This window comes from Rhizobium sp. BK289 (assembly GCF_014193575.1).
GTDB classification, from domain to species: domain Bacteria; phylum Pseudomonadota; class Alphaproteobacteria; order Rhizobiales; family Rhizobiaceae; genus Rhizobium; species Rhizobium tropici_C.
This window is the reverse complement of the sequence record NZ_JACHZO010000027.1, coordinates 1-23,340: the sequence shown is the minus strand read 5'-3', so window position 1 is coordinate 23,340 and position 23,340 is coordinate 1. Positions and strand designations below refer to the sequence as shown.

General features: G+C 58.5%; 20 protein-coding genes. 7 read left to right on the top strand and 13 right to left on the bottom strand.

Going from position 1 to position 23,340, the window contains the following annotated elements; all coding sequences use genetic code 11:
* The first annotated feature begins 228 nt into the window (after window positions 1-228).
* The 4 genes from FHT84_RS30310 to repC all read left to right on the top strand — a co-directional run bounded on the left by FHT84_RS30310 (window position 229) and on the right by repC (window position 4,833).
* Window positions 229-708: a ProQ/FINO family protein gene (locus tag FHT84_RS30310; protein WP_112344441.1), complete on the top strand. Its 480-nt coding sequence runs from the start codon at window positions 229-231 to the stop codon at window positions 706-708.
* 468 nt (window positions 709-1,176) lie between these two features.
* Complete coding sequence (repA, locus tag FHT84_RS30305) at window positions 1,177-2,370, top strand: plasmid partitioning protein RepA (RefSeq protein ID WP_112344440.1); 1,194 nt, start codon at window positions 1,177-1,179, stop codon at window positions 2,368-2,370.
* 4 nt (window positions 2,371-2,374) lie between these two features.
* Window positions 2,375-3,376: a plasmid partitioning protein RepB gene (gene repB / locus FHT84_RS30300; protein ID WP_112344439.1), complete on the top strand. Its 1,002-nt coding sequence runs from the start codon at window positions 2,375-2,377 to the stop codon at window positions 3,374-3,376.
* Window positions 3,377-3,531: 155 nt separating this feature from the next.
* Window positions 3,532-4,833 (top strand): plasmid replication protein RepC, encoded by a 1,302-nt coding sequence (gene repC, locus FHT84_RS30295; protein WP_112344438.1) that lies wholly within the window; start codon window positions 3,532-3,534, stop codon window positions 4,831-4,833.
* Window positions 4,834-5,314: 481 nt separating this feature from the next.
* On the opposite strand, the gene FHT84_RS30290 is transcribed toward repC, so the two are convergent.
* The 11 genes from FHT84_RS30290 to FHT84_RS30240 all read right to left on the bottom strand — a co-directional run bounded on the left by FHT84_RS30290 (window position 5,315) and on the right by FHT84_RS30240 (window position 16,120).
* The gene (locus FHT84_RS30290) at window positions 5,315-6,322 is read right to left on the bottom strand and encodes a hypothetical protein (RefSeq protein ID WP_112344437.1); all 1,008 of its coding nucleotides are present in this window, start codon (window positions 6,320-6,322) and stop codon (window positions 5,315-5,317) included.
* A 402-nt stretch (window positions 6,323-6,724) separates the two neighbouring features.
* A complete protein-coding gene (locus FHT84_RS30285; RefSeq protein WP_112344436.1) occupies window positions 6,725-7,702 on the bottom strand; it encodes a L,D-transpeptidase in 978 nt (325 codons plus the stop codon).
* Window positions 7,703-7,741: 39 nt separating this feature from the next.
* Window positions 7,742-8,734, bottom strand: a complete 993-nt coding sequence (locus tag FHT84_RS30280) for an ROK family protein (RefSeq protein WP_183765726.1) — start codon at window positions 8,732-8,734, stop codon at window positions 7,742-7,744.
* On the bottom strand, window positions 8,731-9,456 hold the full coding sequence (locus FHT84_RS30275) for a ribulose-phosphate 3-epimerase (protein ID WP_112344434.1): 726 nt from the start codon (window positions 9,454-9,456) through the stop codon (window positions 8,731-8,733). Before FHT84_RS30275 ends, FHT84_RS30280 begins: the two co-directional genes overlap by 4 nt.
* Window positions 9,453-10,277: an alpha/beta hydrolase gene (locus FHT84_RS30270; RefSeq protein ID WP_112344460.1), complete on the bottom strand. Its 825-nt coding sequence runs from the start codon at window positions 10,275-10,277 to the stop codon at window positions 9,453-9,455. The genes FHT84_RS30275 and FHT84_RS30270 overlap by 4 nt, the downstream gene beginning before the upstream one ends.
* Window positions 10,277-11,095 (bottom strand): sugar phosphate isomerase/epimerase family protein, encoded by an 819-nt coding sequence (locus tag FHT84_RS30265; protein ID WP_112344433.1) that lies wholly within the window; start codon window positions 11,093-11,095, stop codon window positions 10,277-10,279. Before FHT84_RS30265 ends, FHT84_RS30270 begins: the two co-directional genes overlap by 1 nt.
* Window positions 11,095-12,171, bottom strand: a complete 1,077-nt coding sequence (locus tag FHT84_RS30260) for a Gfo/Idh/MocA family oxidoreductase (RefSeq protein WP_112344432.1) — start codon at window positions 12,169-12,171, stop codon at window positions 11,095-11,097. Before FHT84_RS30260 ends, FHT84_RS30265 begins: the two co-directional genes overlap by 1 nt.
* 11 nt (window positions 12,172-12,182) lie before the next feature.
* Window positions 12,183-13,001 (bottom strand): sugar phosphate isomerase/epimerase, encoded by an 819-nt coding sequence (locus FHT84_RS30255; RefSeq protein ID WP_112344431.1) that lies wholly within the window; start codon window positions 12,999-13,001, stop codon window positions 12,183-12,185.
* Between the two features lie 5 nt (window positions 13,002-13,006).
* Window positions 13,007-13,843 carry a carbohydrate ABC transporter permease gene (locus FHT84_RS30250; protein ID WP_112344430.1) on the bottom strand — a complete coding sequence of 279 codons (837 nt, stop codon included), beginning with the start codon at window positions 13,841-13,843 and terminating at the stop codon, window positions 13,007-13,009.
* A complete protein-coding gene (locus tag FHT84_RS30245; RefSeq protein WP_245430453.1) occupies window positions 13,840-14,760 on the bottom strand; it encodes a sugar ABC transporter permease in 921 nt (306 codons plus the stop codon). The genes FHT84_RS30250 and FHT84_RS30245 overlap by 4 nt, the downstream gene beginning before the upstream one ends.
* A 13-nt stretch (window positions 14,761-14,773) precedes the next feature.
* Window positions 14,774-16,120, bottom strand: coding sequence for an ABC transporter substrate-binding protein (locus FHT84_RS30240; protein ID WP_112344428.1), 1,347 nt, complete (start codon window positions 16,118-16,120; stop codon window positions 14,774-14,776).
* 176 nt (window positions 16,121-16,296) lie between these two features.
* Between FHT84_RS30240 and FHT84_RS30235 the strand changes: the two genes are divergently transcribed.
* The gene (locus tag FHT84_RS30235; RefSeq protein WP_112344427.1) at window positions 16,297-17,445 is read left to right on the top strand and encodes a Gfo/Idh/MocA family oxidoreductase; all 1,149 of its coding nucleotides are present in this window, start codon (window positions 16,297-16,299) and stop codon (window positions 17,443-17,445) included.
* 23 nt (window positions 17,446-17,468) lie between these two features.
* Complete coding sequence (locus FHT84_RS30230; RefSeq protein ID WP_145646664.1) at window positions 17,469-18,419, top strand: alpha/beta hydrolase; 951 nt, start codon at window positions 17,469-17,471, stop codon at window positions 18,417-18,419.
* Window positions 18,420-18,440: 21 nt separating this feature from the next.
* Here the strand turns inward: FHT84_RS30230 and FHT84_RS30225 are convergent, their stop codons facing one another.
* Both FHT84_RS30225 and FHT84_RS30220 read right to left on the bottom strand, forming a co-directional pair.
* Window positions 18,441-19,475 (bottom strand): LacI family DNA-binding transcriptional regulator, encoded by a 1,035-nt coding sequence (locus FHT84_RS30225; RefSeq protein WP_112344425.1) that lies wholly within the window; start codon window positions 19,473-19,475, stop codon window positions 18,441-18,443.
* A 354-nt stretch (window positions 19,476-19,829) separates the two neighbouring features.
* Entirely contained in the window at window positions 19,830-20,636 is an 807-nt protein-coding gene (locus FHT84_RS30220; protein ID WP_112344424.1) for a transporter substrate-binding domain-containing protein, read from the bottom strand.
* Between the two features lie 127 nt (window positions 20,637-20,763).
* Here FHT84_RS30220 and FHT84_RS30215 point away from each other — a divergent pair, with 127 nt between their 5' ends.
* A complete protein-coding gene (locus FHT84_RS30215) occupies window positions 20,764-23,148 on the top strand; it encodes an EAL domain-containing protein (RefSeq protein WP_112344423.1) in 2,385 nt (794 codons plus the stop codon).
* Window positions 23,149-23,340: the final 192 nt, after the last annotated feature.

The window sequence follows — 23,340 nt, the reverse complement described above, 5'->3', positions numbered from 1 at the left end:
ATTCAAGAGAAAGGTGCGCCGCGTACCCGGTACTTCTCGCGGCACGATGCAAGCTATCTTCCCAGTCATGAAAATCCCGTTAACCAAAACTTGCTGTGAGAGACGCCACCCCGTATATGGTCGACAGTTTGGCATGAGGCGAGAAGACGCAGGCGGATTTCTTTGCCGTCTCGTCAAAATCACTTCACAATCAATTCGTAATGGAATTGCACTCAGAGGAACGATTTCATGGAAGAACCCTGGACGACCGATCGCCAGCCGGTCACTGCGACCGAGCTCGATGTCAAAAAGGCGGCTGCGATCAATGCGCTCCTGCTTCGCCCTATCGACATCCTGCCTATCAAGGCCGGCGACCTCATCCGTCCTTTCGCGCTCGGCCTCTGGAATGAGATCCGCCCGCTGCTGAAGCCCGACGTGCCGGTCATGTCGCTCCGTCGCGCGACCAGCGCATTTCTTCATTCCAAGCGATATTACCAGGCCTGCGCGCAGCCGAATTCAATGCGTCACGATCTCGCCGGCAATCCGGTCGAGCAGCTCTCGGCCGAAGACAGGCTTGCGGCACAGCAGCGTCTGATCGCACTCCGCCAGACGCAGACCAAGACGGCCCCTCATCACGACGAACCAAGCCCGCCGCCGGTGTTGAGCAAAGCAGAGCTCATTCGGGCATCTCTTCTCGGCAACAGGCGTACGGACCGCGTTGCGCGTTGATACGCCAGGCGGGCCACCGCATCCCGGCAGCCCATCGAGTGAACTCATCATACCGCTTCATGGCGCTGCCCGCCTCGAATGGCGTCGGCCTGGATGCCGATGAGCGCCGGAACTTATCCATTACCCGGCCGACCGGTGTAGTCCGCGGACTACCGATCTCCTAATCCCCTCACCTCAATCCTGTTGCCGTCGTGGCGCCATGGAAGGAATGGCGCAAGTAGTCCGCGGACTACCTCTCATCGAAGGCTGCGCGCCAGCCGCGCATACCGACACAAGCACACACAGCAAGGATATCAAGGGAGCGAAACCCGCCGCTCGGAGCGAACGGCAGCCTATGCATGCGCAAAAAGCAGCCAAAAACTGCCTTTTGTTTAAGCATTTGTAAAACGGCCACGAATCGGAGCATATTATAACTGCGTAGTTCAGCGGCAATCCGTCACAATTGCGCAGTTAATTGGGAAAATAACCATGCAGCCGAGTCTCGTGCTCCAAGACGATCAAGAGCATCTACCAACGCTTCTGGCAACAGATGCGCAAGAGCTGTCTTATCAGCTCCAGCAGCATCAGGCAAAGCTCTTTCCGCCTCAGTCACAGAAAACTATGCGGATGTTTTCGCCGGCTGAGGCCGCCGCATTTATCGGCATCGGGGAAGGTTACCTCCGCCAGATCGCAGCCGAAGGCCATGGGCCGGATCCGCTTGCCAATGGACGGCGGCTCTATACGGCCGAAGACATGGATCGGATCCGTAAGGTTCTCGACGAACGAAACGGAACGCCTAAATACGTGCCTTGGCGCCGCGGAACCGAAAAACTGCAGATCATCTCGGTGATGAATTTCAAGGGCGGTTCCGGCAAGACGACCACTGCAGCCCATTTCGCGCAATATCTGGCGTTGAGAGGCTACCGCGTACTTGCGGTCGACCTCGATCCGCAGGCATCCCTATCAGCTCTGTTCGGGCACCAGCCCGAGATCGACGTCGGCGAAAACGAAACGCTTTATGGGGCCATTCGTTATGAGGGCCCTCGCCCAATAGCCGATATCGTTCGTTCGACCTACACGCCAAATCTGCATCTGATCCCCGGAAATCTCGAACTCATGGAATTCGAGCACGAGACGCCGCGTGCAATGGCTGCCGGCAAGGCCGAGACGATGTTCTTTGCCCGCATAGGCGAAGTCCTGACCGAGATCGAAAGTTTCTACGATGTGGTGGTCATCGATTGCCCGCCGCAACTCGGCTTTCTGACGATGTCGGCACTCTGTGCCGCGACATCGATCCTCATCACCGTGCATCCGCAGATGCTCGACGTTATGTCCATGTCGCAGTTTCTGACGATGACGAGCGAGCTCATGTCCGTCGTCGAGAGAGCAGGGGGGCGCACCAGTTATGACTGGATGCGTTACCTCGTGACGCGCTTCGAGCCAAACGACGGACCACAAAGCCAGATGACCGGTTTCATGAAGGCAATCTTCGGCAACCGCATGCTCCATAACGCAATGGTCAAGTCGACGGCCGTTGCCGATGCCGGCGTCACCAAACAGACCCTCTACGAGGTCGAGCGTGCCCAGTTCACCAGGGGTACCTATGACCGCGCTCTGGATTCGCTCAATCTCGTCAACAGCGAGATCGAGACGCATATTCGCCTAACCTGGGGAAGGAAATAAATAGATGGCGCGCAAAAACCTTCTCGAAATCTCGGCGCCGAATACGAGCCGCACGGAGGCACCGGCGCCAAAGGACCATCGTCCGATCGCTGGCTTCCTGCCGCAGGCAAGAGGCTCCGCTCCGGTGGGCGGCATCACCAGGACGCTCGGAAATATCACGGAGAAGATGGAACGAGCCAGCGATCTCGAACGGCAACTGGCGGAAGGTCAGACGGTCGTCGATATCGATCCCGAGCTTGTCGATGGATCATTCGTTACCGATCGTCTGGAAATCGATCCCGTCGAGCTTGGTCAGCTGGTCGAGCAGATACGCGAACACGGCCAGCAGGTGCCAATCCTCGTACGCCCGCATCCGGAATCCCGCGGGCGTTTTCAGGTCGCCTACGGCCATCGTCGACTGGCGGCGGCAAAAGAGCTCAGCATCAAGGTGCGTGCAGTCGTGCGTCAGCTCACCGACGATCAGCTGGTGGTCAGTCAAGGCCAGGAAAACAGTGCCCGCACGAACCTATCCTATATCGAGCGCGCATTGTTCGCGTTGCGCCTTGAGCAGCGCGGTTTCGGTCGCGATGTCATCATGGCCGCACTCGGCGTGGACAAGGCAGCGCTTTCGAAGATGCTCATCGTTACCAGACAAGTGCCTCTCGCTCTCATCAGCGCGATCGGCCCCGCCCCCGAAATTGGCCGCAGGCGCTGGCTAGAGCTCGGAGAACGTCTCGAGAGCGTCCCCTCGGAACCAATCGTGGCTGAGTTGTCCGCGGACAACCAGCGTCAGCTGTCCAGTGATGCGCGCTTTCAGCGGGCGCTGGTTCTTGCAATCGGTAAACCAGCATCCGCCAAGGCAGCTGTTACGCCATCATCGATAGCCGGTGTTCCGGTGACGTTTAAGCGAACGCCGGCGCGCGCGACCTTTGTTTTCGACAGCAAGGCCGCCCCCGGCTTCGATCAGTTCGTACAGGAGAGGTTGCAATCTCTCTTCAACGAGTTCCAAGAAGGAAAGGATACGTAACCCGCAAAAGAAAAAGGCCCCCAAACGACGCCGTCGTGGAAGCCCTTCTCTGATCTTAAGCAAATCGAGAATCGCATTTCCCCGAATCACAGTCAAGAGTCTTTGGCATCGTTTTGATGAGCAGACTTCTTTTGCCACAACGTAGGTGAAAGAAAATGGAAGCCGAACATGTGACGACGCCTTTTGGGCGGCGGCCGATGACGCTTGCCATGTTGATAGCTCAAAGAAGAGCCGATCATGGGAAATCCGTCAGGTCCGTCGACAAGTGGAAGATTTATCGTGCGCTCTGTGAAGCCAAGCCCTTGCTGGGCGTGACGGATCGAGCGCTGGCCGTGTTGAATGCGCTCTTGAGTTTCTATCCGAAGAGCGAACTCTCGGATGACGCCAACCTGATCGTATTTCCTTCAAACGCACAATTGTCGTTGCGCGCGCATGGCATGGCGGAACAGACAATCCGCCGTCACCTCGCTGTCCTGATCGCTGCCGGGCTTCTTGTCCGCCGGGATAGCCCCAACGGCAAGCGCTACGCTCGCCGGAACAGGGCAGGGGATCTCAATGAGGCTTATGGTTTCTCCTTGGCGCCTCTTCTGTCCCGCGCCGACGAGATCGAGCATCTCGCCGCCGAGGTCGTTGCCGAGCGATTGCACATGCAGGGTCTACGCGAGCACATCAGCCTCCACCGGCGCGATATCGCCAAGCTCATCGAAACCGCCATTGCCGAGGATATTGAAGGCCCTTGGGAAGCCGTCCATTCAGGCTTTCGCGCGCTCATTGATGACCTTCCGCGTTCGCCGAACGTGGCACAGTTGGAGACGCTGTTGGGGAAACTCGGCCGTCTGCGTGACGAAATCGTCAACCGATTGGAAACACATGCAGAAACTGCGAAACTAAGCGCCAATCCCTATCAAAATGAGCGGCACATACAGAATTCAGACTCCGAATCCCAAATTGAATCTGAAGCCACGTCCACAAAAAATGCCTCTCCACGAAGCTTCGCTCCGCGGACAACTCCAGTTCTCGTGAACATCCCCCCAGCTTCCGAAACTCTGCCGCCGATGCCTTGTACGCCCGACGGTAGTCACCCGGAGATTGGCACCGGAACAGAGTTGAAGTCCTTCCCGCTCGATCTCATTTTGCGAGCATGCCCAGAGATCACCGCTTACGGCCCGACCGGACAGATCAAGAGCTGGCGCGATCTGCTCTCTGCTTCACTCGTCGTCAAATCGATGCTCGATGTCAGTCCGGGAACCTATGGAGGGGCCTGCGCTGCCATGGGAGTGGAAAACGCTGCGACCGTCATCGCCTGCATCCTCCAACGTGGCTCCCGTATCAATTCCGCCGGTGCCTATCTTCGCGATTTGACACGGCGAGCGGAGAAAGGAGCGTTTGCCATCGGTCCTATGCTCATGAGCCTTCTTCGGGCGAATATGGCCCCAGCCGTGCGCAAGATCGCTTAGCATGTCCCGTTAACAGCATTGAGGATCTGATGGTCGGTTTCAGTTGGCACCACGACGAAATAACTCTGGCATTGCGTACAGCTCAAGATATTTCGCTGCCTCCGCAGCGAATGATAACTACCCTGCATCGGATCTTTTAGGGGAGGGCGCTTGGAGTTATGAACAGCCGGAAGGGTAGACATTTGCTGGCAAAAAAGGCATAAAAGTACAGAGATGTGCTGGCAGTAGGGATAGTCCTGGTTTGCAAATTCGATCGTTTTCGACTGAATTTCATCGCTCGCTAGCAGATTGATTTCATTGAAGTAAATTCGCTATCGGAAGCTATATCGAACTTTCATACCGTCGCATCTGTGTAAATTGCGTGACGAAGACAGGCTGTTCGTCCGCATACTAACTCGCCTCAGAAACAGGAGACAGCGGCCCATACCTGTTGCCACTGATCCTCCTGCCTTAATTTTCAGTCATTGTGACTAGACCGACGTCATTGCTGGTCGCAAATCGGTATCGGCCGCGGCGGCGGTGCCGGATGGTCGTTCTTGTATTGCGCGATGATCGGCTCCAAGGTTTCCTTCGGCCAAAATTTCGGAGTGCCGATTTCCTTCAGGCAGGACTCGTTCCAATACAATCCGGACTGTGCTGGAGAGCGCCCGGCTGCAACGGCCTTGGCGACTGCGTTGATGTCCGAGGATTCAGGATAGATGTAGAGGGTCGTTGGATTGTCCTTCACCATGGAGATGATCTGATTGGCATCCGATGTCGACCAGCTCGTGCAGCCATCGCTGCGGCCTCCCGCATATTCCACCAGCTTCCCGAGCGGAACGTATCCGTCGCGATTGGCATAGGGGCTCTGCGGATCCTTCTTCATGCAGATACCGGCAACCTTTGCAGCCGCATGGCCGCCAATCGCCCTGGCGCGTGCATTGGCGGTTTCGCCAACACCGTCGAACTGCACGAATGTGCGAAGGAAAGCAGCATCCTTCGTCTGCGAAATCCGATAATAACCCTTGAAGGTGGTTTTCGTTTCTTCCGTCACATAAGACCCGCCGGCCGTCAGGTTCGAATCCATCGCGTTGCCGAAGTTCCTCGCGCACATCCGGCCATTGCCGAAGTCGACGACGCCCTTGAGATCGCGGCCGCTGCCGTGGCCCGATGAAACCACCCGGAATGTCTGCGTCGCCTCGCAGACGATATAGAAACGCCCTGCCGATTTGCCGTCAGCCGGATTGTTCGGCCGGGTTGCATCCATAGCGAAATAACAGGGATTCCTGACCTTGCCTTCGCTCATCTTCTGCATGTAAAGCGCGCGCGCCCTTTGCAGAATCGGTCGGGCAATCTGACCGTCGCCTTCGCCGACATAGGCATTCAGCCATGCCGGAATATCCGATTGGCGCTCCGCGGCAAGAGATTGCGATGTTGAAGGGATGATGATGGTAAGAGAGCAAAGGCTGAGCATCTGGGCGACGCTTCGAATGGCATATCTCAACCGCACGAAAATAAATCTCCTGTCAAAATTTTCTGGATCCACATGCGCCGTAGCAGACAACCACGATCTTGGCAGTCCGCCCGCCACACAAGTCCGGCTGCCATGCGCTCAGATCCAGACATCATAATTGTGCGCTGCTTTGCTGAATGACGACCTAACGGAGGCGGGAACCTCGGCGGTCGCGGAAAGATTATTTGCCCGCCCTTAATTTCCTCATCCGCTTCGCGTCAGCATTCTTCACGGATCGCGGCGCAAATATGGCCGTGTTGTATCGGATGAGTTGCATTTGCTGACATGGGCTTTTGCCGGCCGTCCTAGGGTCAATCCCGGAGGATGAACAATCTGATTTTCTACCTCGCGAATAGCGAGATCCACCGGCAATTGCCCGATGCGGATTCTGGCCGATGATCAATCGACAAATTCAACGATCACGCCCGGTTTTACCATCCTTGCCAGCTCCTCCACATCCCAATTTGTCAGGCGGACACATCCATGAGAGCCGACTTTGCCGATGAGCTCTGGATCCGGTGTCCCGTGGATGCCATAAGTGGGTTCGGTCAAATCGATCCAGACCGTGCCGACCGGATTGTTCGGCCCGCTTGGCAGCTTCAGGATCCTCTTATTGCGACCCTGTTGAAAATTGATCTTCGGATTGTAGGTATATGTCGGCAATCGAGCGACGCCCTTGACCTTGTGTGAGCCTGAGGGGGAGGGCGATTCCTCGCTGCCGATCGTGGCCGGGTAGATCGTCAACAGCGACCCGTCTTCCGCAAAGGCGAATACCTGGCCCAACTTTCTGTGAACCTCGATCCGCTTCACCACGCCGGTCTTTGCCTCGCCAGGCATCGCAACCATGATTGTTTCACCCGAGGTAAAAGACGCGGTCGGATTGAGCGCTTTCAGGAGAGCGATGCTCATATGGAAACGTTCGGCTAATTTTTCGCCGATGCTCGTATAGCCGAGGCGATCCATCTTGGCTTGCTCGCCATAGTCCTTGGGAATGCTCTTCACCAGATCCTTCCCGTCATCCGACGTTATGACATATGGCTGAATGACGGGAAGCTGATCCTCAATCCGTCGGAGTACCTCTGGATCGAGTTTTCCATCGATGGGAAGCCGTTGCAAAGCTTCAAATCCTGCAATTGCTTTACTGAGATTCTCTCCGGCATAGCCATCGACAGCACCAGGAGAGGAGCCGGCTCGATCCAGCAGCACCTGAAGTTTGATGATCGCTGCGTCAGGCTTGCTCGGCTTCTTGCCCGGCGCTTCGGTCTGTATGGACGTGATGGCAGCGCCATTGACATCCTGAGCGGCTATGGGAGCGGCGACAGCCGGACTTGAAAATATCAAAGCGATAGAGATCGCAAGACAGCGTATATGAATCATGTCTTGAAAATCATTATCCGCGCAAGTTGTTCCGCCGGCTTATGGGTGGACCCGAATGGCTGATCCCGGCGAGGGGTCTGATTTTTCGCAGCTGTCGAAGATAAGGCTGGCCGCGCCGATCAGACCGGCATGCCGTCCGAGCTGAGCGGCAACGATCGGCACGGTGCGATAGGCGGGCATGGCGCGCTCGCGAACCGTCGCCGCCATTTGATCGTGCAGAAGATCAAAGCCATGCGAAATTCCTCCACCCATGACAAGCAAGTCGGGTGAATAGAGATGAAGCAGGTTTGTGAAGCCGATCCCCAGCCACCGTGCCTCGTCGATCAGCAGCGCCAATGCATCGGCGTCGCCCTTTCGCGCGGCTTCGACGACATGTCGTCCGGTCACGTCGGCATCGGCGGCGACCTTGCGCAGCACCGATCCGTCGGACGGCCTGGTGCGGGCCGTTGCCCGTCTGCCGAGTGCCGTGCCGGAGGCGACGGCCTCAAAGCAGCCGACTGCCCCGCAAAAGCAACGTTCGCCCTCGTTTGTGATCGTCATGTGGCCGATCTCGGCAGCCAGGCCCCGTCTGCCATGCAGGATCCGGCCATCGGCAATCACGCCACCGCCGATACCGGTCGACACTGTGACGAAGACCATCGATCCCGCCCCTCGGCCGGCGCCATATCGCCACTCGCCAAGCGCTGCCGCATTCGCATCGTTTTCGAGCCTTACGGGCAGCTTGAAATGGTTTTGGAGAATCTCCGCCAGCGGGACCTCATGCCATCCGACCAGGGTCGGGGCGGCAATGACGACGCCGGCGTCCGGATCGAGCGGACCGGGCGCGCCGATCCCGATCCCGATCGGCGAAAGATCGGGCGTTTGTGCCAACACCGTTTCAGCCAGCTGCTCGATCTGGCGGATGACTGCGGCGGGGCCGCCGACCGCATCCGTCGACAGGGACGAGAACGACAGAGGGCATCCCGCATCATCGACAAGTGCGGCGCGAAGCTCCGTTCCACCGAGATCGAATGCAAGAGCGACCTTTTTCACGAAACCCGGCTCTCCAATCCGTGCAGCCAGGCGATCCGGTCGCCGAGGTTCTTGTCGCCGAATGCCAGCGATCCAAGAACGACGGTCTGCGCTCCGGCCTGGCGCAGAAGCGGGACGGTTTGTTCGCGAATGCCGCCATCGGCGGCTAGGATTACCCGCTCCTCGCGGCCTGCTTTCCTTAGGAGGAATCGTGCCTCGAGCAGCCGGTCGCATGCCTTTTCGGAAAGGCTTTGTCCCTTGACGCCGATCGACGTTCCGAGCAGCGTCACGAAGGCGACGTGATCGATGAAGGGCTCGATCGCCGAAATGGGTGTTTCCAGTCGCAGCACCACACCGGCTTCGGCACCCAGCTCCTTGGCAAGTGCAATGGCACGCAAGCCGGCATTGCCGTTTTCAGCGTGGACGCTAATCAAATCGGCGCCCGCCTCGATGAACTGGCGCGTCTGCTCTTCGACGATTTCAGCCTCGACCATGAGATGCACGTGGATCGGTTTGGCGGTCGACTTGGCGATGCGCGCGACAAAATCCGGAAAGAACAGAAAGCCCGGCGTAAAGCGCGCATCGGCGACATCGATATGATGCAGGTCCACATAAGGCTCTATGCGCCTGAGGTCGGTTTCCATATTGGCAAGATCGGCCGACCAGAGCGAGAATTCGCCGAGAAGCCTGTTGCGGGGAAGCGCTGCGATGGCCGCCGGGCCGGAAAGGGGTCTGGACGTCATGATGGAACGAAGCTCCGGAGTGTTTTGGATGCGAAAAAATGTGCGATGGCGTCTTGGACCTCGGCAAAATGCCTGTTTTTGTCGACAGCCTTGGCGGTGACTTCGACAAAGCTTGCGCCTGGAATGACATTGGCGAGCGTCTGCGCGCAGGAGAGCGGATGGATCGCATCCCGACGGTTGCCGATAACCAGGGTGGGTATAGCAAGAGCAGCGGCGACTGCCTGCGGCACATCCGGCCCGTCGGCCGCTATGTCAGCCAGTACCGACGCAAAAGCGACGGCGTCCGGTCTGTCGAAATAACCAAGCAGGGAAGAGAAATTGTCCGGTGCCTCCGAGGCGATCCATCGTCCGGTTTCAGAGGCGATAAAGCGCCTTTTGGCCTCCTCGATCGGATGGGAATGGATCAGAGCGGCAACGGCGCGGATCGGCGCGAGATTGCCCGGTGATGCCTCGAAGGTCCAGGCGGGGCGCACGAGAACGAGTCCGGCGATCCGTTGGGCGTGATGATGGGCAAGGTGCAGCGCAATGGCCGCTCCCATCGAAATGCCGCCGATGATGAAGCGGTCGAACCCGTATTCGGTGGCCGCGGCCAGAACATCCTCTGCAAACATTGGGATCGAATAGGGTTGTGTATTGCCGAGTGAGGATGCGCCGTGCCCGCGGCATTCCAGTGTCAGCCGGTGAATAGCCGCCGCTGAGATATTCTGCGCCACCTGCGCCGCGTCGCCGCCGAGACCGTGCTGGAAGACGACGGGGAGTCCTTGCCCAGTCTCGTAGACGGCAAGTTCTGTATCATCGCGCTTGAACGATTTCTGTCTCATCATATCAGTGCCTTGAGAAAGCCGGCAACGCCGAGTGCCTCCGAAGCCGAAAGGCCATGGGTTACGAGCGGTCCGTCGAAATTCACCGAGCGCAGCCGCGCCATGAAATCGGCAAAATCCACAACGCCCTGTCCGGCGGTTGCAAAGCGACCATCGCTGTAACGATCCTTGGCATGCGCCAGAGCGATGTGACCGGCTGAGATTTCGACTGCCTCTTCGACGATCACCCGCGCCTCGGCCGGTGTTGCCTGTTCGAAGAGATTGGCCGGATCGAGCACGATGCGCAGCCGCCGCGATCCCATCTCGTCGATCAGTCGCCGGGCGTCGCGTGCCGACGTGACGATATTGGCCTGCTCCGGCTCGATGCCGAGGTCGACGCCATGCCGTTCCGCCAACTCCAGAGCCTTCGATATTTCAGCCGCCAGGTCGGTCCAGGCGGAGGGATCGCCATTGTCACGATGATAGGCCCATTGGTCGTTCGGGTCGCGAGTTCCGGTGCAAAGCGTTACCAGCGGAATCGAGAGTGCCGCTGCCGTTTCGATGACGACGGCGAATTGGGCGAGACCGATCCGGCGAATGGCGATATCGGGGTGAGCCATATTGTAGGTGCCGGACAGTGCGGCAAGCGAGATGCCCGTCGCCTCGACGGCCGCCCGGATCGCCGCGATCGTTTCTTCGGAAACGGCATCGGGCATGGATGGGAGGCCGCAGCAGGCGAGATTGAACTGCGCGCAAGCATAACCGCTGTCACGCACAGCCGAGAGAACGCCGAGCGGTTCGGTTCCGGGAAAGGTCTTGGCGAAGATGCCGATCTGCATCAGACCGCTCCCGTGACCGATGCAAGCTCGACGCGCTCGCCTCGCTCCACCGATCGGGCGATCGCCACCATCGCGCGGATGGAGGCCAGGCCATCCTCGACATTGGCGCCGCGCATCGGCGCGCCCTTCAGCGCGCTATCGGCGAGCCCCTCCAACTGCCGGCGGAAGAAATGGCCGTCGGCGCCGAGCGGCTTCCGGCTCGTCGCATCCTTCTCGTGGAAGATTTCCACTTCGCTGGAGCGGAAGTACCAGGGATTGAAAGTCTTTGCGAGAATCGAGCCGTTTTCGCCATAAAGCTGGAAACCTTCATGCCAATCCATGCGCACGGCAACCGTCAGGTCCAGATGACCGAGAGCACCGTTGGCAAACTCGGTCTCCACGAACCAGCAATAGGCACCGGCGCGTTCCAGAAGCCGGGCACGAACCGAGACGATCTCGCCGCAGAAGAAGCGGGCGGTATCGACCAGATGCGAGCCATGCGCGAGCATGAAATATTGCCGGAGATCGGCCTTGGGATTGCCCGATGGCTTGCGCGCAAGCTTGCTGGTGACGGGCAGCGGCTGGACCGCATCGGTATTGGTATAGCGGTGGGTGGAATCGCAATACCACGCCTTCATCGCAAAGATCTGGCCTATATCGTCGCGCACAAAATCGCGCGCTGCCTCAAGCGCCGGATCGAAGCGTTTCATGTGCCCGACCTGCAGGATTTTGCCGGACCGGCGCACAGCCTCGGCAAGCTGCTGCCCTTCCTCGACCGACACGCCGATCGGTTTTTCGCAGAGCACATGCTTTCCGGCTTCCAGCGCCTTGATCGACATCGGCACGTGATAGGCGTCGGACGTCGCGACGATTACGGCCTCCAGCTCGGGATCGGCCAGCATGGCATCATAATCGTCATACATCTTCTGCGGCTCGTAGGTCGCGCCCATGCGGGCCAGAAGATCGGGGGCTGCGTCGCAGATCGCATAAAGATCGGCATTCCGAGCCTTAACGCAGGATTCCAGATGCGCAAATTGCGCGATCGGGCCGCAGCCGAGTACTCCCACGCGAAGACGGCGACTTTCCTTTTCGATCATGGTTCTCTTCCTTATGCCCCGTAGCCGCGCATGGTTTGGCGATTGGCTTTGACCGCAGCGGCAGGATCGGTACCGGCCGTTTCGGATTCCTCCTCCAGCACCAGCCAGCCGTTGAAGCGTGGGGCCGCTGAGACGAGGTCGATCACGGCTGGCGTATCGAGGACGCCCTTGCCGAGCATCGCCCATCGGCCCTGCGCATCAACATCCTTCAGATGCAGGTAGCGGATACGGTCCTGATAGGTGTGCATCGTGTCAAGCATGTCGGCATGCCCCCGCAGGATATGACCGGTATCCGGCACCCAGCCGACCAGGCTCGGGTCGAGCAGAGCGAAGATGCGGTCGTAATCGGCCCGGTTAAACAACAGCGTATTGTGATGGGAGCTCGGATGCACGGCGACCTCGACCCCGGCGGCCTTGCCCAGTTCGCCGGCGCGATTGTAGAACTCGCCGGCAATGGCGAACTTGTCGTCTCGCGGGCCATCGGAAACGACGGTTGCCGAGCCGATGGAAACGAGTGCGTCGGGGAAATGCGCGGCATAATCGATCCAGCACTTGGCCGTCGCAAGATCATCTTTCATCGCGTCGGCGACGGTAAAGCCGCTCTTGGAACCGAAGGCGAAGGAGACGAGCGTCAGGCCGCAATCCCTCAATGCATTCGCGAAGGCATGCGGGTTCGCGCCATAGCGGCCGATCATCGTATCGGTGATTTCGATGCCGGAATAACCGCCTGCGGAAATCGCCGAGAGCAGATCGTCTGCCGTTCCTGTCCAGGCATTGCCGAGCATTTCCCATGTGAATGTCTGGCAGCCGACTTTTATGTCCTTGCGCATTCCCGCTATTCCTTGATTCCGCCTTGGGTCAGGCCTTCGATGATGTGTCGTTGGAAGAAGAGCACCAAAATGATGAGTGGCACGGTGACGACAGCCGATGCGGCGGCGATGTCTCCCCAGGGCACATAATATTGGTTGGTGAAGTTGGCGATGCCGACCGGGATAGTCTGGCTGCCGCTGTCCGAAGTGAAGGCCAGCGCGAACAGGAATTCGTTCCAGGCGGTGATGAAGGCAAGCAGGCCCGTCGTGACAAGGCTCGGCAATGACATCGGCAGGATGATATGCCAGAGCAGGCCGACCGGCCCGACGCCGTCTATGCGGGCCGCCTCGTCGATCTCGCGCGGCAGCGTTTCGAAATAGCCGAACAACACCCACGTTACGAGCGGCAGTCCGAGGGCGAGATAGGTGATGATCAGCGCGGTATAGGTATCGAGCAGCCCGAGATCGGAGGCGATGAGATAGAGAGGCCCGACGAGTGCGATCTGCGGAAACATCGATACCGAAAGGATGACCGTCAGGATGCCGAAGCGTCCCTTTACATCGAGGCGCGACAGCGAAAAGGCAGCCAGCGAGCCAACGATCAGGCAAAGAGCGGTGGTCGCCAGCGAAACGACGAGCGAATTCAGCACATAATGATGCAGGCCTTTTTCGACGAAGGCGTTGTAGTAATGCTCCAGCGTGAACGGGTTCGGTATGAGCGAGGGCGTTCCCTCGGTCAGCGCCTTGTCGAGCTGGAGCGATGTCGAAAACTGCCAGATGAACGGGCCGGCGGACCAGATGAGGATGAACAGGGCGCCGAGATAGATCAGGATGTTTTGGAAGACGGAGCGCTCTGCGTTCATGTCGTCCTCCTGATCTGGTGCACGAGGAAGAGGCAGAAGCCGATCGCGATCAGCCCCTCCGTGATGAACATGGCGGTCGAGACTGCCGAGCCGTAGCCGAACTGAAGCGTCGAAAAGAGTACTTTGTAGGACAGTGTCGAAAGCGTCTCGGTGGAATCGGCTGGACCGCCGCCCGTCAGCACATAGACGAGGTCGAAGACGCGGAATGCATCGAGCGCACGGAAGAGGCCGGCAATCAGCAGCGTCGGCATCAGGAGCGGCAGGCGAATATGCCAGAAGATTGTCCAGGCTCCCGCCCCATCAATGCGTGCCGCCTCTATGAGCGATTTTGGAACGGTCTGCAGCCCGGTCAGCAACAGAAGCGCCATGAACGGCGTGGTCTTCCAAACATCGGCGAGGATAATCGTCGTCAGGGCGGTATCGGGAGAGCCGTACCAGTTGACGTTCTGATCGATCAAACCTGCATGCAGAAGGATGAAATTGATGATGCCGTGCTGACCATCGAAGAGCCAGCCGAACATTTTCGATGTCACGACGGTCGGCATGGCCCAGGGCACGAGCATGGCGGCGCGGACCATACCCCGGCCGGTGAAGGTCTCGCAAAGGATCAAAGCCATCGCCAGGCCGATGAAGGTCTCGAGCAAGGTCGAGATCAAGGTAAACCAGATCGTGTGCCACCAGGCATTCCAGAACGGCGGATCGGCCAGCAGCTGCACATAATTGGCGATGCCGACGAAATCATTGTCCTGTGTGATCAGCGAACGGTTGGTGAAGGACAGATAGACGCCGTTGACGATCGGATAGAAGGACACTGATGCCAATGAGAGAAATGCCGGCAGCAGCAACAGCCAGGGCCAGAGGGCGCTTGACAGCGCCCTCGACTTGCCTGGGGTTTGCTCCGAAACGGCGGCCGTCATCGTTACCGCCATGTCAGCCGACGATCTTGTTGATCTGGGCCGCGGCGGCCTGCAGCTCCACCTTGACGTTGCCGCTGACGAGTGCCTTCGAGATGCTGGACTGCAATGCCAGCGTCACCTTGGCATATTGCGGCGTGATCGGCCGCGGCGTGGCGCCGGTGAAGACGCTCTGAAGGCTTGCCATGAACGGCTGCTCTGCCTTGAGCTTCGCATCCTGGAAGATCGCTGGCCGTGAGGGCGCAAGGCCGAAATTAAGGGCAAGCCGGGTCTGGGTTTCGGGTGAAGACATCCAGGTCAGGAATTCGATCGCCGCTTCCCGCTTCTTGGAGTTGGCGTTGACGCCCAGCTGGTAGCCGCCAAGGCAGGCCGAGCTCTTGCCGCCGGCAAAATGCGGCAATGGCGCAACCGCGACCTTGTCCACGACATGCGAGGCCTTCGGATCCTGCGCGATCGGATAGACATAGGACCAGTTGCGCATGAACATCGCCTCGCCAGATGTAAACGGCTGGCGGGAGGGCTCTTCGTCCCAGGAGAGCACGTTCTGAGGGCTGATCTTCGTCTTGTTGATGGTGTCGTACAGGAACTGGATCGCGGCAACGGCGGCATCGTCGCCGATGACGGAAGACTTTCCATCGGCGGACAGGATGGAACCGCCATTAGATGCAATGATCTCCACCGCGTCACAGACCAGAACCTCGGCCTGCTTGCCCTGCCAGAGATAACCGAATTTGGCGTCGCCGGCCTTCTGCGCCTCTGCCGCCATCGTCGCCATGTCGGCCCAGGTTTCCGGCACCTTGCCGCCGTGTTTTTCCACCAGATCCTTGCGATAGTAGAACATGCCGGAATCGACGAACCATGGCAGCGCGGTCAGCTTGCCGCCATAGGTGCAGGCAGCCACCGTGCCGGGGAAATAATCGGCGCGCTTGTCTTTCGGGAAATATTCATCAAGCGGCAGAGCCCAGCCGGCGGAGGCAAAACCCGCGATCCAGATCACGTCCTGGCTGAAAACATCGGGTGTTCCGTTGCGGCGGGCGAGCTGCTGGACGAGGCCCTGATAGACTTCCGTCGACGAACTCGGCGGCGGCAGTTCGATGAACTTGACGGTGATGCGGCTTTGCGACTCGTTGAAAGCCTTGACGAGATCGCCAAGCCCTTCCTTGCCGAAGAAGCTGGCGCTGGCAAAGCTGATTTCCGTTCGATCCGCAGCGCGGGCCGGGCGGATGCCGAGACCTGAGGCAACTCCAAGCGTTGCCGTGCCGATCGCGGCGCTAGCGGCACCCAGCAGCAGCTGACGACGATCAAGCATTATCGATTGTCCGGCACTCGTGGAGTGAGCCGGCGTCTTCTTGATATCTGTCATGTTTCCCTCCCAGGAAGACTGGCGATCTCCAAACCTCCGCGCCAGTATTCGCATATGTTTTATAAAAATTTGTCGCGCGTCAAGAAATAAGATGCTTTAAATCATTCCGGGAGTCATCGTTCGGATGCGCCGAGGCGCGGCGAACAGATGTGGCAGATCAGGGAGGATTGGGTAATATGGCTGGTAATTCAAAAGCTAAGCTCGGCATAGGCGTCATCGGCTGCGGTAACATCTCGATGACCTATCTGCGCAATGCAGCGCTGTTTGCCGGTGTGGAATTGCGCGCCTGCGCCGATATATCCGCGGATGCGGCCGTGTTGCGTGCGCGCGAATATGGCATTCGCGCGCTCAGCGTCGACCAATTGCTGGCCGATCCCGAAGTCGATCTCGTACTGAACCTCACCGTTCCAGCCGTCCATTTCGACGTCACCATGTCGGCCTTATCGGCCGGCAAGCACGTCTTCACGGAAAAGCCGCTGGCAACATCGGCGGCCGATGGACGGATTCTCGTGGCGGAGGCCAGGCGGCGCGGATTGCAGCTGGGGTCTGCGCCCGATACGTTTCTGGGCGCGGCCGGTCGTCGGGCGCGGCACCTGATGGATGAAGGCGCGATCGGCCGCCCGGTCAGCGGCACTGCCTTCATGATGGGGCGCGGCATGGAGCACTGGCACCCCAATCCGCAATTCTACTATCAGCCGGGCGGCGGCCCGGTCTTCGACATGGGTCCCTATTATCTGACGATGATGGTGAACCTGCTCGGTCCGGTCGTGCGGGTCATGGCAATGGCGACGAAGGGCCAGGAAGAGCGCCTGATCACCGCCGACGGCCCATTCAAGAATACGCGCTTCAAGGTCGGCACTCCCACAAACATCCTGTCGCTTCTGGAATTCCAATCCGGCGCGACCGTGAATTTCGGCGCCTCCTGGGACGTCTTTCGCCACTCCAATCATCCGATCGAGCTGCACGGTACCGAAGGCTCGTTGCGCTTGCCCGACCCGGACACGTTCGGCGGAACCGTGTCGCTGTCCGAGCGTGGCGACGATTGGCGTGATTTCGAAAGCGACGGCGAGCTTTACGGCGCGAGGAACTGGCCATTCGATGCACCGGACCGCGCCAACTACCGCATGCTCGGTGTCGCCGACCTGGCGCGGGCGCTCGAGGAGGGCAGGCAGCCGCGAGCCTCGGGGGAGCTGGCGCTTCACGTCCTTGAAATCATGGAGGCTATTCTCTTATCCGGCGAAAGCAGGCAGTCTGTCAGCATCGACACAAAGCTGGTCCCGCCACGGCGTCTTGGCGAGGATGAAGCACGCAGCCTTCTCGCCTGATTGCCGCAGAGGGGAGCAATCCAATGGAACAGCTGGATGAGAGCGCCCGACGCATTCTCGCCATAACCGATCCGTCAAGCGGCCGGCCTTTTGAAACCGGTACGGTTCAACAGGCCCGCATCGACTATGATGCCAATTGCCCGACGCTCCAAGGCACAAGGGAGGAGGTGGCCTCGGTGCAGGATCGCCAGATCGTCGGTCCGAATGGCCCGATCACGCTGCGCATCTATCGTGGCATCGGCGCGCCTTCAAAGGATGGTCGTGGTCTTGTCTACTTGCATGGCGGCGGCTGGGTGATCGGCAATCTCGAATCTCATGACGAAATTTGCCGATGGTTCGCCAATCTTGCCGAATGTACCGTGATCTGCCCGGACTACCGGCTGGCGCCGGAACACAAGTTTCCCGCGGGATTGACTGATTGCGTTGCGACATTGGCGTTCGCGGCACAATCCGCCGCTGATCTCGGCATCGATCCCGAACGAATTGCCGTGGCCGGCGACAGCGCCGGCGGCAATCTTGCCGCGGTGCTCGCATTGATGTCGCGCATCGGCGACGCTCCGCCACTTGCGGCGCAGCTGCTCATCTATCCCAACACCGACGCCGCGCAGACGGCCGACAGTTATCGCCGCTATGCCGAAGGTTTCGGCTTGACCACCTCGACGATGAGATGGTTTCGCGATCACTATGTCCGCACGGCGGCCGATATTGCCGACTGGCGGGTGTCGCCATTAAAGGCCGAGATCCTCGCGGGGGTGGCTCCGGCCTTCGTCATCACCGCCGGACACGACATCCTGGCCGACGAAGGCATCGCCTATGCCGAGCGGCTGCGGCAAGATGGGACGCGAATTGTGCATCGGCACTGGCAGGGACAGATCCACGGCTTCGTCTCGATGGGAAAATATGCGGTCGAGGCTCGGCAGGCCATAGAAGAGGCCGTGACGACTTGGCGTTCCTTCGAGGGACGCGCGAACTAGATTAAACGGTGACAGTAGGCTTCAGGCCGATTGCCGCATGACCAATGTGCCGGCCAGCGTGACCTTGTGCGTGATTGTCCGCACCGGGACATCCATGTCACCCAGCAGCGTCAGCAACGCATCGACACTGTTTGCGGTCATCGCGGCGAAATCCTGTGCCATGGTCGTCAATGGCGGGCAGGTATAGCGGCTCAAGGGATGATCGTCATGGGCGGCGACACGCAGATCGTCTCCCTTTTTCCGCCCAACCTTCAATCGATGCGCGAAGGCTGCCGACATGACCCCGAAGGCGAGACGATCGTTCGCACACAGGATGGTCTTGCGTGGCAGAGCCCTTGCCTGGAGCAGGCTGTCCATCTGCTCGTATCCGATGCGTTCGAATTCCCACGTGTAGGCGGCGTTGGTCTCTATCACCAGCGGCTCGTAGCCTGCGGCCTCCATCGTGGCGATATAACCTGCCAGCCTCTCCGGTGAGTTATGATTGACATGCGGAATGTCGAAATAGGCCGGCGCCTCACCGGATCGGCAGAGATATTCCACGATCGTCGCCACGCTCTGGTAGTTGTCGTTGCCGATGAACGGCGTGTTCCCTTCGATGTAAGTGTCGAAGTAAACGATGGGCAGGTTCTGCGCGAGTTTTTCAAAGGTGCGCGGATCGGATTTCCGCCCCAGCGGTGCGACAAGCGCCCCTGCCACCTTCAGCGACAACATTGTGTTGACCGCTTCTGCTTCCAGCTCCGGCAATCCGTGCGACGAGAACACGATCGGCCAATAGCCTTCATTGCGCAGCCGCAATTCCAGTCGATTGACCATCTCGGCATAAAAGGGGTCGGTGAGGGCGGGCACCAGAATGCCGACATTGCGGGTCCGCTTGCGATTGAGATTCCGTGCATACAGATTCGGCTGGTAATCCGACGAGCGAAGCGCCGCCTCGATCAGCGCCCGTGTCGTCGGTTTCACGCTGGTCGGGTCATCAAAATACTTGGAAAGGGTCGGGCGAGAGACGCCGCAGGACTTTGCGAAATCCTCCATCGTCCTATGCGTCAATTTTTCCATCAAAAGCCGACCGTTTTTCCAATCATCTCGATCCAGCAGAGCGGTTCAGCTTTTCACGGAATCTCTGAACCGCTCCATCTTTTGTCGTCTCGCAATTCCGGACGGAAAATCGCGCAGCACTTTTCCTGGAATTGCTCCGGTGATCGTTATGCGTCTCCAAGGAAAGAAGCGCAACCGTAGGCGCAAATTCCAGGTAATTTCTTTTCGCCTTCATGTCACAATAAAAAATGACGTGCGGAAATTTATTAATTACCGTGTTAAGGCTAAGCGGCGAAAATCGCGCGTCCGGCACGTCGCCTTCGACCGTTAGCCGACCCGATCGCAATTCCGCAATTCCGCAATTCGCTTGCGCTGCTATTGAATGCTGAAGGGAAAATATTTGGCGTTGATCATGTCATAGGTTCCGTCCGCCTTGATGGACTTCAGCGCCGCATTCAGGCGTGCAAGCCGCTCGCTATCATCCAACCGTACTGCGATCCCGGAACCGTCGCCGAAATATGTCACGTCGACCAGATCAGGTCCCCTGAACTCGCAGCAGCTTCCCGCCTTTGTGTTCGCAATCCAGTCGTAAATGGCAAGTTTATCTTCCAGAATAACGTCGACGCTTCCATCCGCCAGTCCCTTGTACAATTCGGGTGACGACCGAAAAACCGTCTTGCGCATTTGCGGATAAAGATTGTTGGCAAAGGATTCCTGGGCTGTTGACGATGTTACACCAAGGTTTTTGCCGCCAAGCGCGGCGGGGCTTACGTCTTTGATCGGCGAATCTTTTCGCACGATGAACACCGACGGGCTGCTGTAGTATCTTTCCGTGAAGGCAACCTTCTGGCGCCGTTCGGCGCTCATCGACATGGACGAGATAATCGCGTCGTATTTCCCGGCAACGAGATCGGGGATCATGTCATCCCACTTCTCGATGATAAATTGGCATTCGAATTTGCCAATCTCGCAGACGGCATTGGCAATATCGATGTCAAAGCCTTGGAGCTTATTATTTGCATCGAGATAATTAAAAGGTGGAAACGCGCCTTCGACGGCTATTCGCATCGGCATGCGCTCTTGCGCACCCACTTGAAAAGGCAAGGTTGCGGTCAAAAGGAGACCTATGCCGCCTGCTACTAACCTTCTGCGCAATATAGTCTTAACCGATGGGCGCGACATAGTAGAGAACCCTCAATAAGTGGTTGATCGCGCAGATAATACGCAGTTGTTTTTAATTCTACGTGAACGCTTCTTTGTTAGATCTATTCTGGCCGTGGTTTTGATTTGATGATGACGCCCTAGTCCAGTGGTGTTTGGGGATCTGCGCTTGCACATTGTCCGTTCCTCCAACCCGAAGTCGTTTCAACAGTCCTGGATGACTTCTGGGAGGATTCTGTTTCTGATCGCCGCCAGTGGCCTGGGAGCGATTGGGCTTGTCGTGCTTTCGGCGCTGTGGGCGGGAACTGAAAGCGACGCTGCCGCTCTCGATCGACAGCGGCTGCTCGTCAATGCGCGCCTGCGAGAGCAGGTCGATCAGGTAGCACGGGTCATCGGACAAGTCGGCAACGGTTATATTGCCGCAAACCGCGCTTATTCGGCCTCCGGCACTTCCACGGTCTCGTCTGCCTTCAATACTGTCTTGACGACGGCGGCCGGGAGTGCGGTCAGCCAGACGGCAACATCCGTCTTCGGCTACGACCAGGCTTTCGTCGTGGATGAACATGGCGAACTGGTCATGATGGCGGATGGCAAAACGGAAAAGCGCTATCGGTGGATGAAGCCTCTTCTTTTGCCACTTCTTCGCGAGGCTGGCGCCGCCGCACACCAAGACATGACATTCACCGGACATTTGCCTGGGTCATCGGACAATCCCGCCGGGAGTTCGGTGCCGGTTCACCGCGGATTGGCCAGTTTGCTCCGCCTGGAAGGTCGGCCAACGATCGTCGGCATTGCAGCCATCAAGGAACCACACGAGAGACAAGGGCAGTCGTTGTGGCAATTCCTGATCGTCGTGCGGTTCCTTGATGGAGCTGCGCTGGACGAATTGAGCCGTGAACAAGGGCTGAATGGCGCGCGCTTCGCACGCACCGCCGATGCAGACGGTGACGAAGTTGCGTTTCAGATCGACGATACGACAAACGGCGAACCGATTGGCTTTATCGTATGGCGGCCCGACCTTCCGGGATCAAGGGTGATCGGCAGATTGATGCCGGCCCTTTCGATAGCAGCGTTGATGATGGCGCTTCTCTTCACGGTCTTGCTTCTCCGCCTGCGAAGCAGTCTCGGTGAATTGAAGAAAAGCGAGTTCCACGCAAGACAGCTTGCCCTCCACGATGTGCTTACCGATCTGCCCAATCGTGCGATGTTTGCGATCAGGTTCGACGAGTGCCTGGCCGAATTGGAAAACTCTTCAGAGCGATCGGCAATCGCGCTTCTTGACCTGGACCGGTTCAAAACCGTGAACGACACATTCGGTCACGCCGCGGGCGACGAACTCATCAGGATGGCGGCGGAGCGGATCCGTTCGCTCCTTCGCTCACGAGATACTTTAGCCCGGCTCGGAGGAGATGAATTTGCCCTGCTTCTGCGCGATGTCAAAGACCACGATCAAACGCTGCCGGGAATTTGCGAAGCGATCGTTGCGGAACTTAGCAAGCCGTTTCCCCTCTTGAAGGGTGAGGCGGTTGCCCGGGTTGGCTGCTCGATCGGCGTGGCGATCGTGCCCGACGCCGGGCGCAATGCGGATGACATCATGCGTTATGCCGATGCCGCGCTGTACGAGGCAAAGATAAGCGGCAGGGGGCGGTGGCTGGTTTATTCGCCCTCCATGGACGGCGGCAGAAACGCCCGCGACATTCTTAAAAACGAATTGCGTGAGGTTTTGGCCAAAGTTCGCGTCTTGTCCGGCGTTGGTGAGGCGCGCGAGCTGCCGGCTGACCGAGCCGACTTCGGGTCGCTGGAAGTTTATTACCAACCGGTTTATCAGGCGGGCAAAGGATATGCCGTGTCGGGCGCCGAGGCGCTCGTGCGCTGGAATCATAGCCAGCGTGGGCTTTTGACGCCTGCAAGCTTCATCCCCGCAGCCGAAGAAGGCGGGCTTATCGACGCACTTGGATTCTGGGTCTTGCGCGAAGCCTGCACGGCCGCCTGCAACTGGCCCGAGAACACGTTTGTCGCCGTCAACGTGTCTCCATCTCAGCTAAGGAGGCCCAATTTCGTCGAGGAAGTAAGCGCCGTTCTTCAAGAGACTGGATTACTGCCGTCGCGACTTGAGCTCGAGCTTACCGAAACCTCGCTCATCGAGGATTATGCGGACATCTATGCGGTGCTGAAATCCCTACGCAGCCAGGGTGTTCAAATTTCCCTCGATGATTTCGGAACCGGCTATTCCTGTCTCAGCCATTTGACGCGTTTTGACATCGATCGGATCAAGATTGATCGCTCGTTCGTCTCGCTCCTCGGCACAAAAGCCAATGGGGCAGCCATTGTCGGCGCCATCATCTCGCTGAGCAACAGTCTCGGTATTTCGACAACGGCGGAAGGGGTCGAAACAGAATATCAGCGTGATTTTTTGGCGGCATTGGGCTGTACGGATCTCCAAGGCTATCTGTTCTCCAAGCCGCTTCCGCTTCAAGAGCTCGATTGCTTCGAGAACCCTCGGAGTCACGAAAAATTACTCGCGACCAATTGAGAAATCAGATGGCTTTCGCAAACCGCGACGCCTTGATCAAGGAACCGGCGATCGTTCCGCCGAGCCGGACGGCGCCGTCGATGATCCCGATCTTTCCCTAGAGCAGATCCTGTTCAATCCGGGTCATATCCAGCAGCCTTGAAGTAATTCGCGCATTCTGCAGGAGTGAAGCGGGGTAGCAGGGCGCCAACT

Bases quoted from the DNA above. Each gene is read 5' to 3' on its own strand.
- FHT84_RS30245 (WP_245430453.1), bottom strand. From the start codon at position 14,760: ATGACGGCCGCCGTTTCGGAGCAAACCCCAGGCAAGTCGAGGGCGCTG.
- FHT84_RS30250 (WP_112344430.1), bottom strand. From the start codon at position 13,843: ATGAACGCAGAGCGCTCCGTCTTCCAAAACATCCTGATCTATCTCGGC.
- repC (WP_112344438.1), top strand. From the start codon at position 3,532: ATGGAAGCCGAACATGTGACGACGCCTTTTGGGCGGCGGCCGATGACG.
- FHT84_RS30235 (WP_112344427.1), top strand. From the start codon at position 16,297: ATGGCTGGTAATTCAAAAGCTAAGCTCGGCATAGGCGTCATCGGCTGC.
- FHT84_RS30275 (WP_112344434.1), bottom strand. From the start codon at position 9,456: ATGACGTCCAGACCCCTTTCCGGCCCGGCGGCCATCGCAGCGCTTCCC.
- FHT84_RS30265 (WP_112344433.1), bottom strand. From the start codon at position 11,095: ATGCAGATCGGCATCTTCGCCAAGACCTTTCCCGGAACCGAACCGCTC.
- FHT84_RS30270 (WP_112344460.1), bottom strand. From the start codon at position 10,277: ATGAGACAGAAATCGTTCAAGCGCGATGATACAGAACTTGCCGTCTAC.
- repA (WP_112344440.1), top strand. From the start codon at position 1,177: ATGCAGCCGAGTCTCGTGCTCCAAGACGATCAAGAGCATCTACCAACG.
- FHT84_RS30255 (WP_112344431.1), bottom strand. From the start codon at position 13,001: ATGCGCAAGGACATAAAAGTCGGCTGCCAGACATTCACATGGGAAATG.
- FHT84_RS30230 (WP_145646664.1), top strand. From the start codon at position 17,469: ATGGAACAGCTGGATGAGAGCGCCCGACGCATTCTCGCCATAACCGAT.
- FHT84_RS30240 (WP_112344428.1), bottom strand. From the start codon at position 16,120: ATGACAGATATCAAGAAGACGCCGGCTCACTCCACGAGTGCCGGACAA.
- repB (WP_112344439.1), top strand. From the start codon at position 2,375: ATGGCGCGCAAAAACCTTCTCGAAATCTCGGCGCCGAATACGAGCCGC.
- FHT84_RS30220 (WP_112344424.1), bottom strand. From the start codon at position 20,636: ATGTCGCGCCCATCGGTTAAGACTATATTGCGCAGAAGGTTAGTAGCA.
- FHT84_RS30285 (WP_112344436.1), bottom strand. From the start codon at position 7,702: ATGATTCATATACGCTGTCTTGCGATCTCTATCGCTTTGATATTTTCA.
- FHT84_RS30260 (WP_112344432.1), bottom strand. From the start codon at position 12,171: ATGATCGAAAAGGAAAGTCGCCGTCTTCGCGTGGGAGTACTCGGCTGC.
- FHT84_RS30225 (WP_112344425.1), bottom strand. From the start codon at position 19,475: ATGGAAAAATTGACGCATAGGACGATGGAGGATTTCGCAAAGTCCTGC.
- FHT84_RS30310 (WP_112344441.1), top strand. From the start codon at position 229: ATGGAAGAACCCTGGACGACCGATCGCCAGCCGGTCACTGCGACCGAG.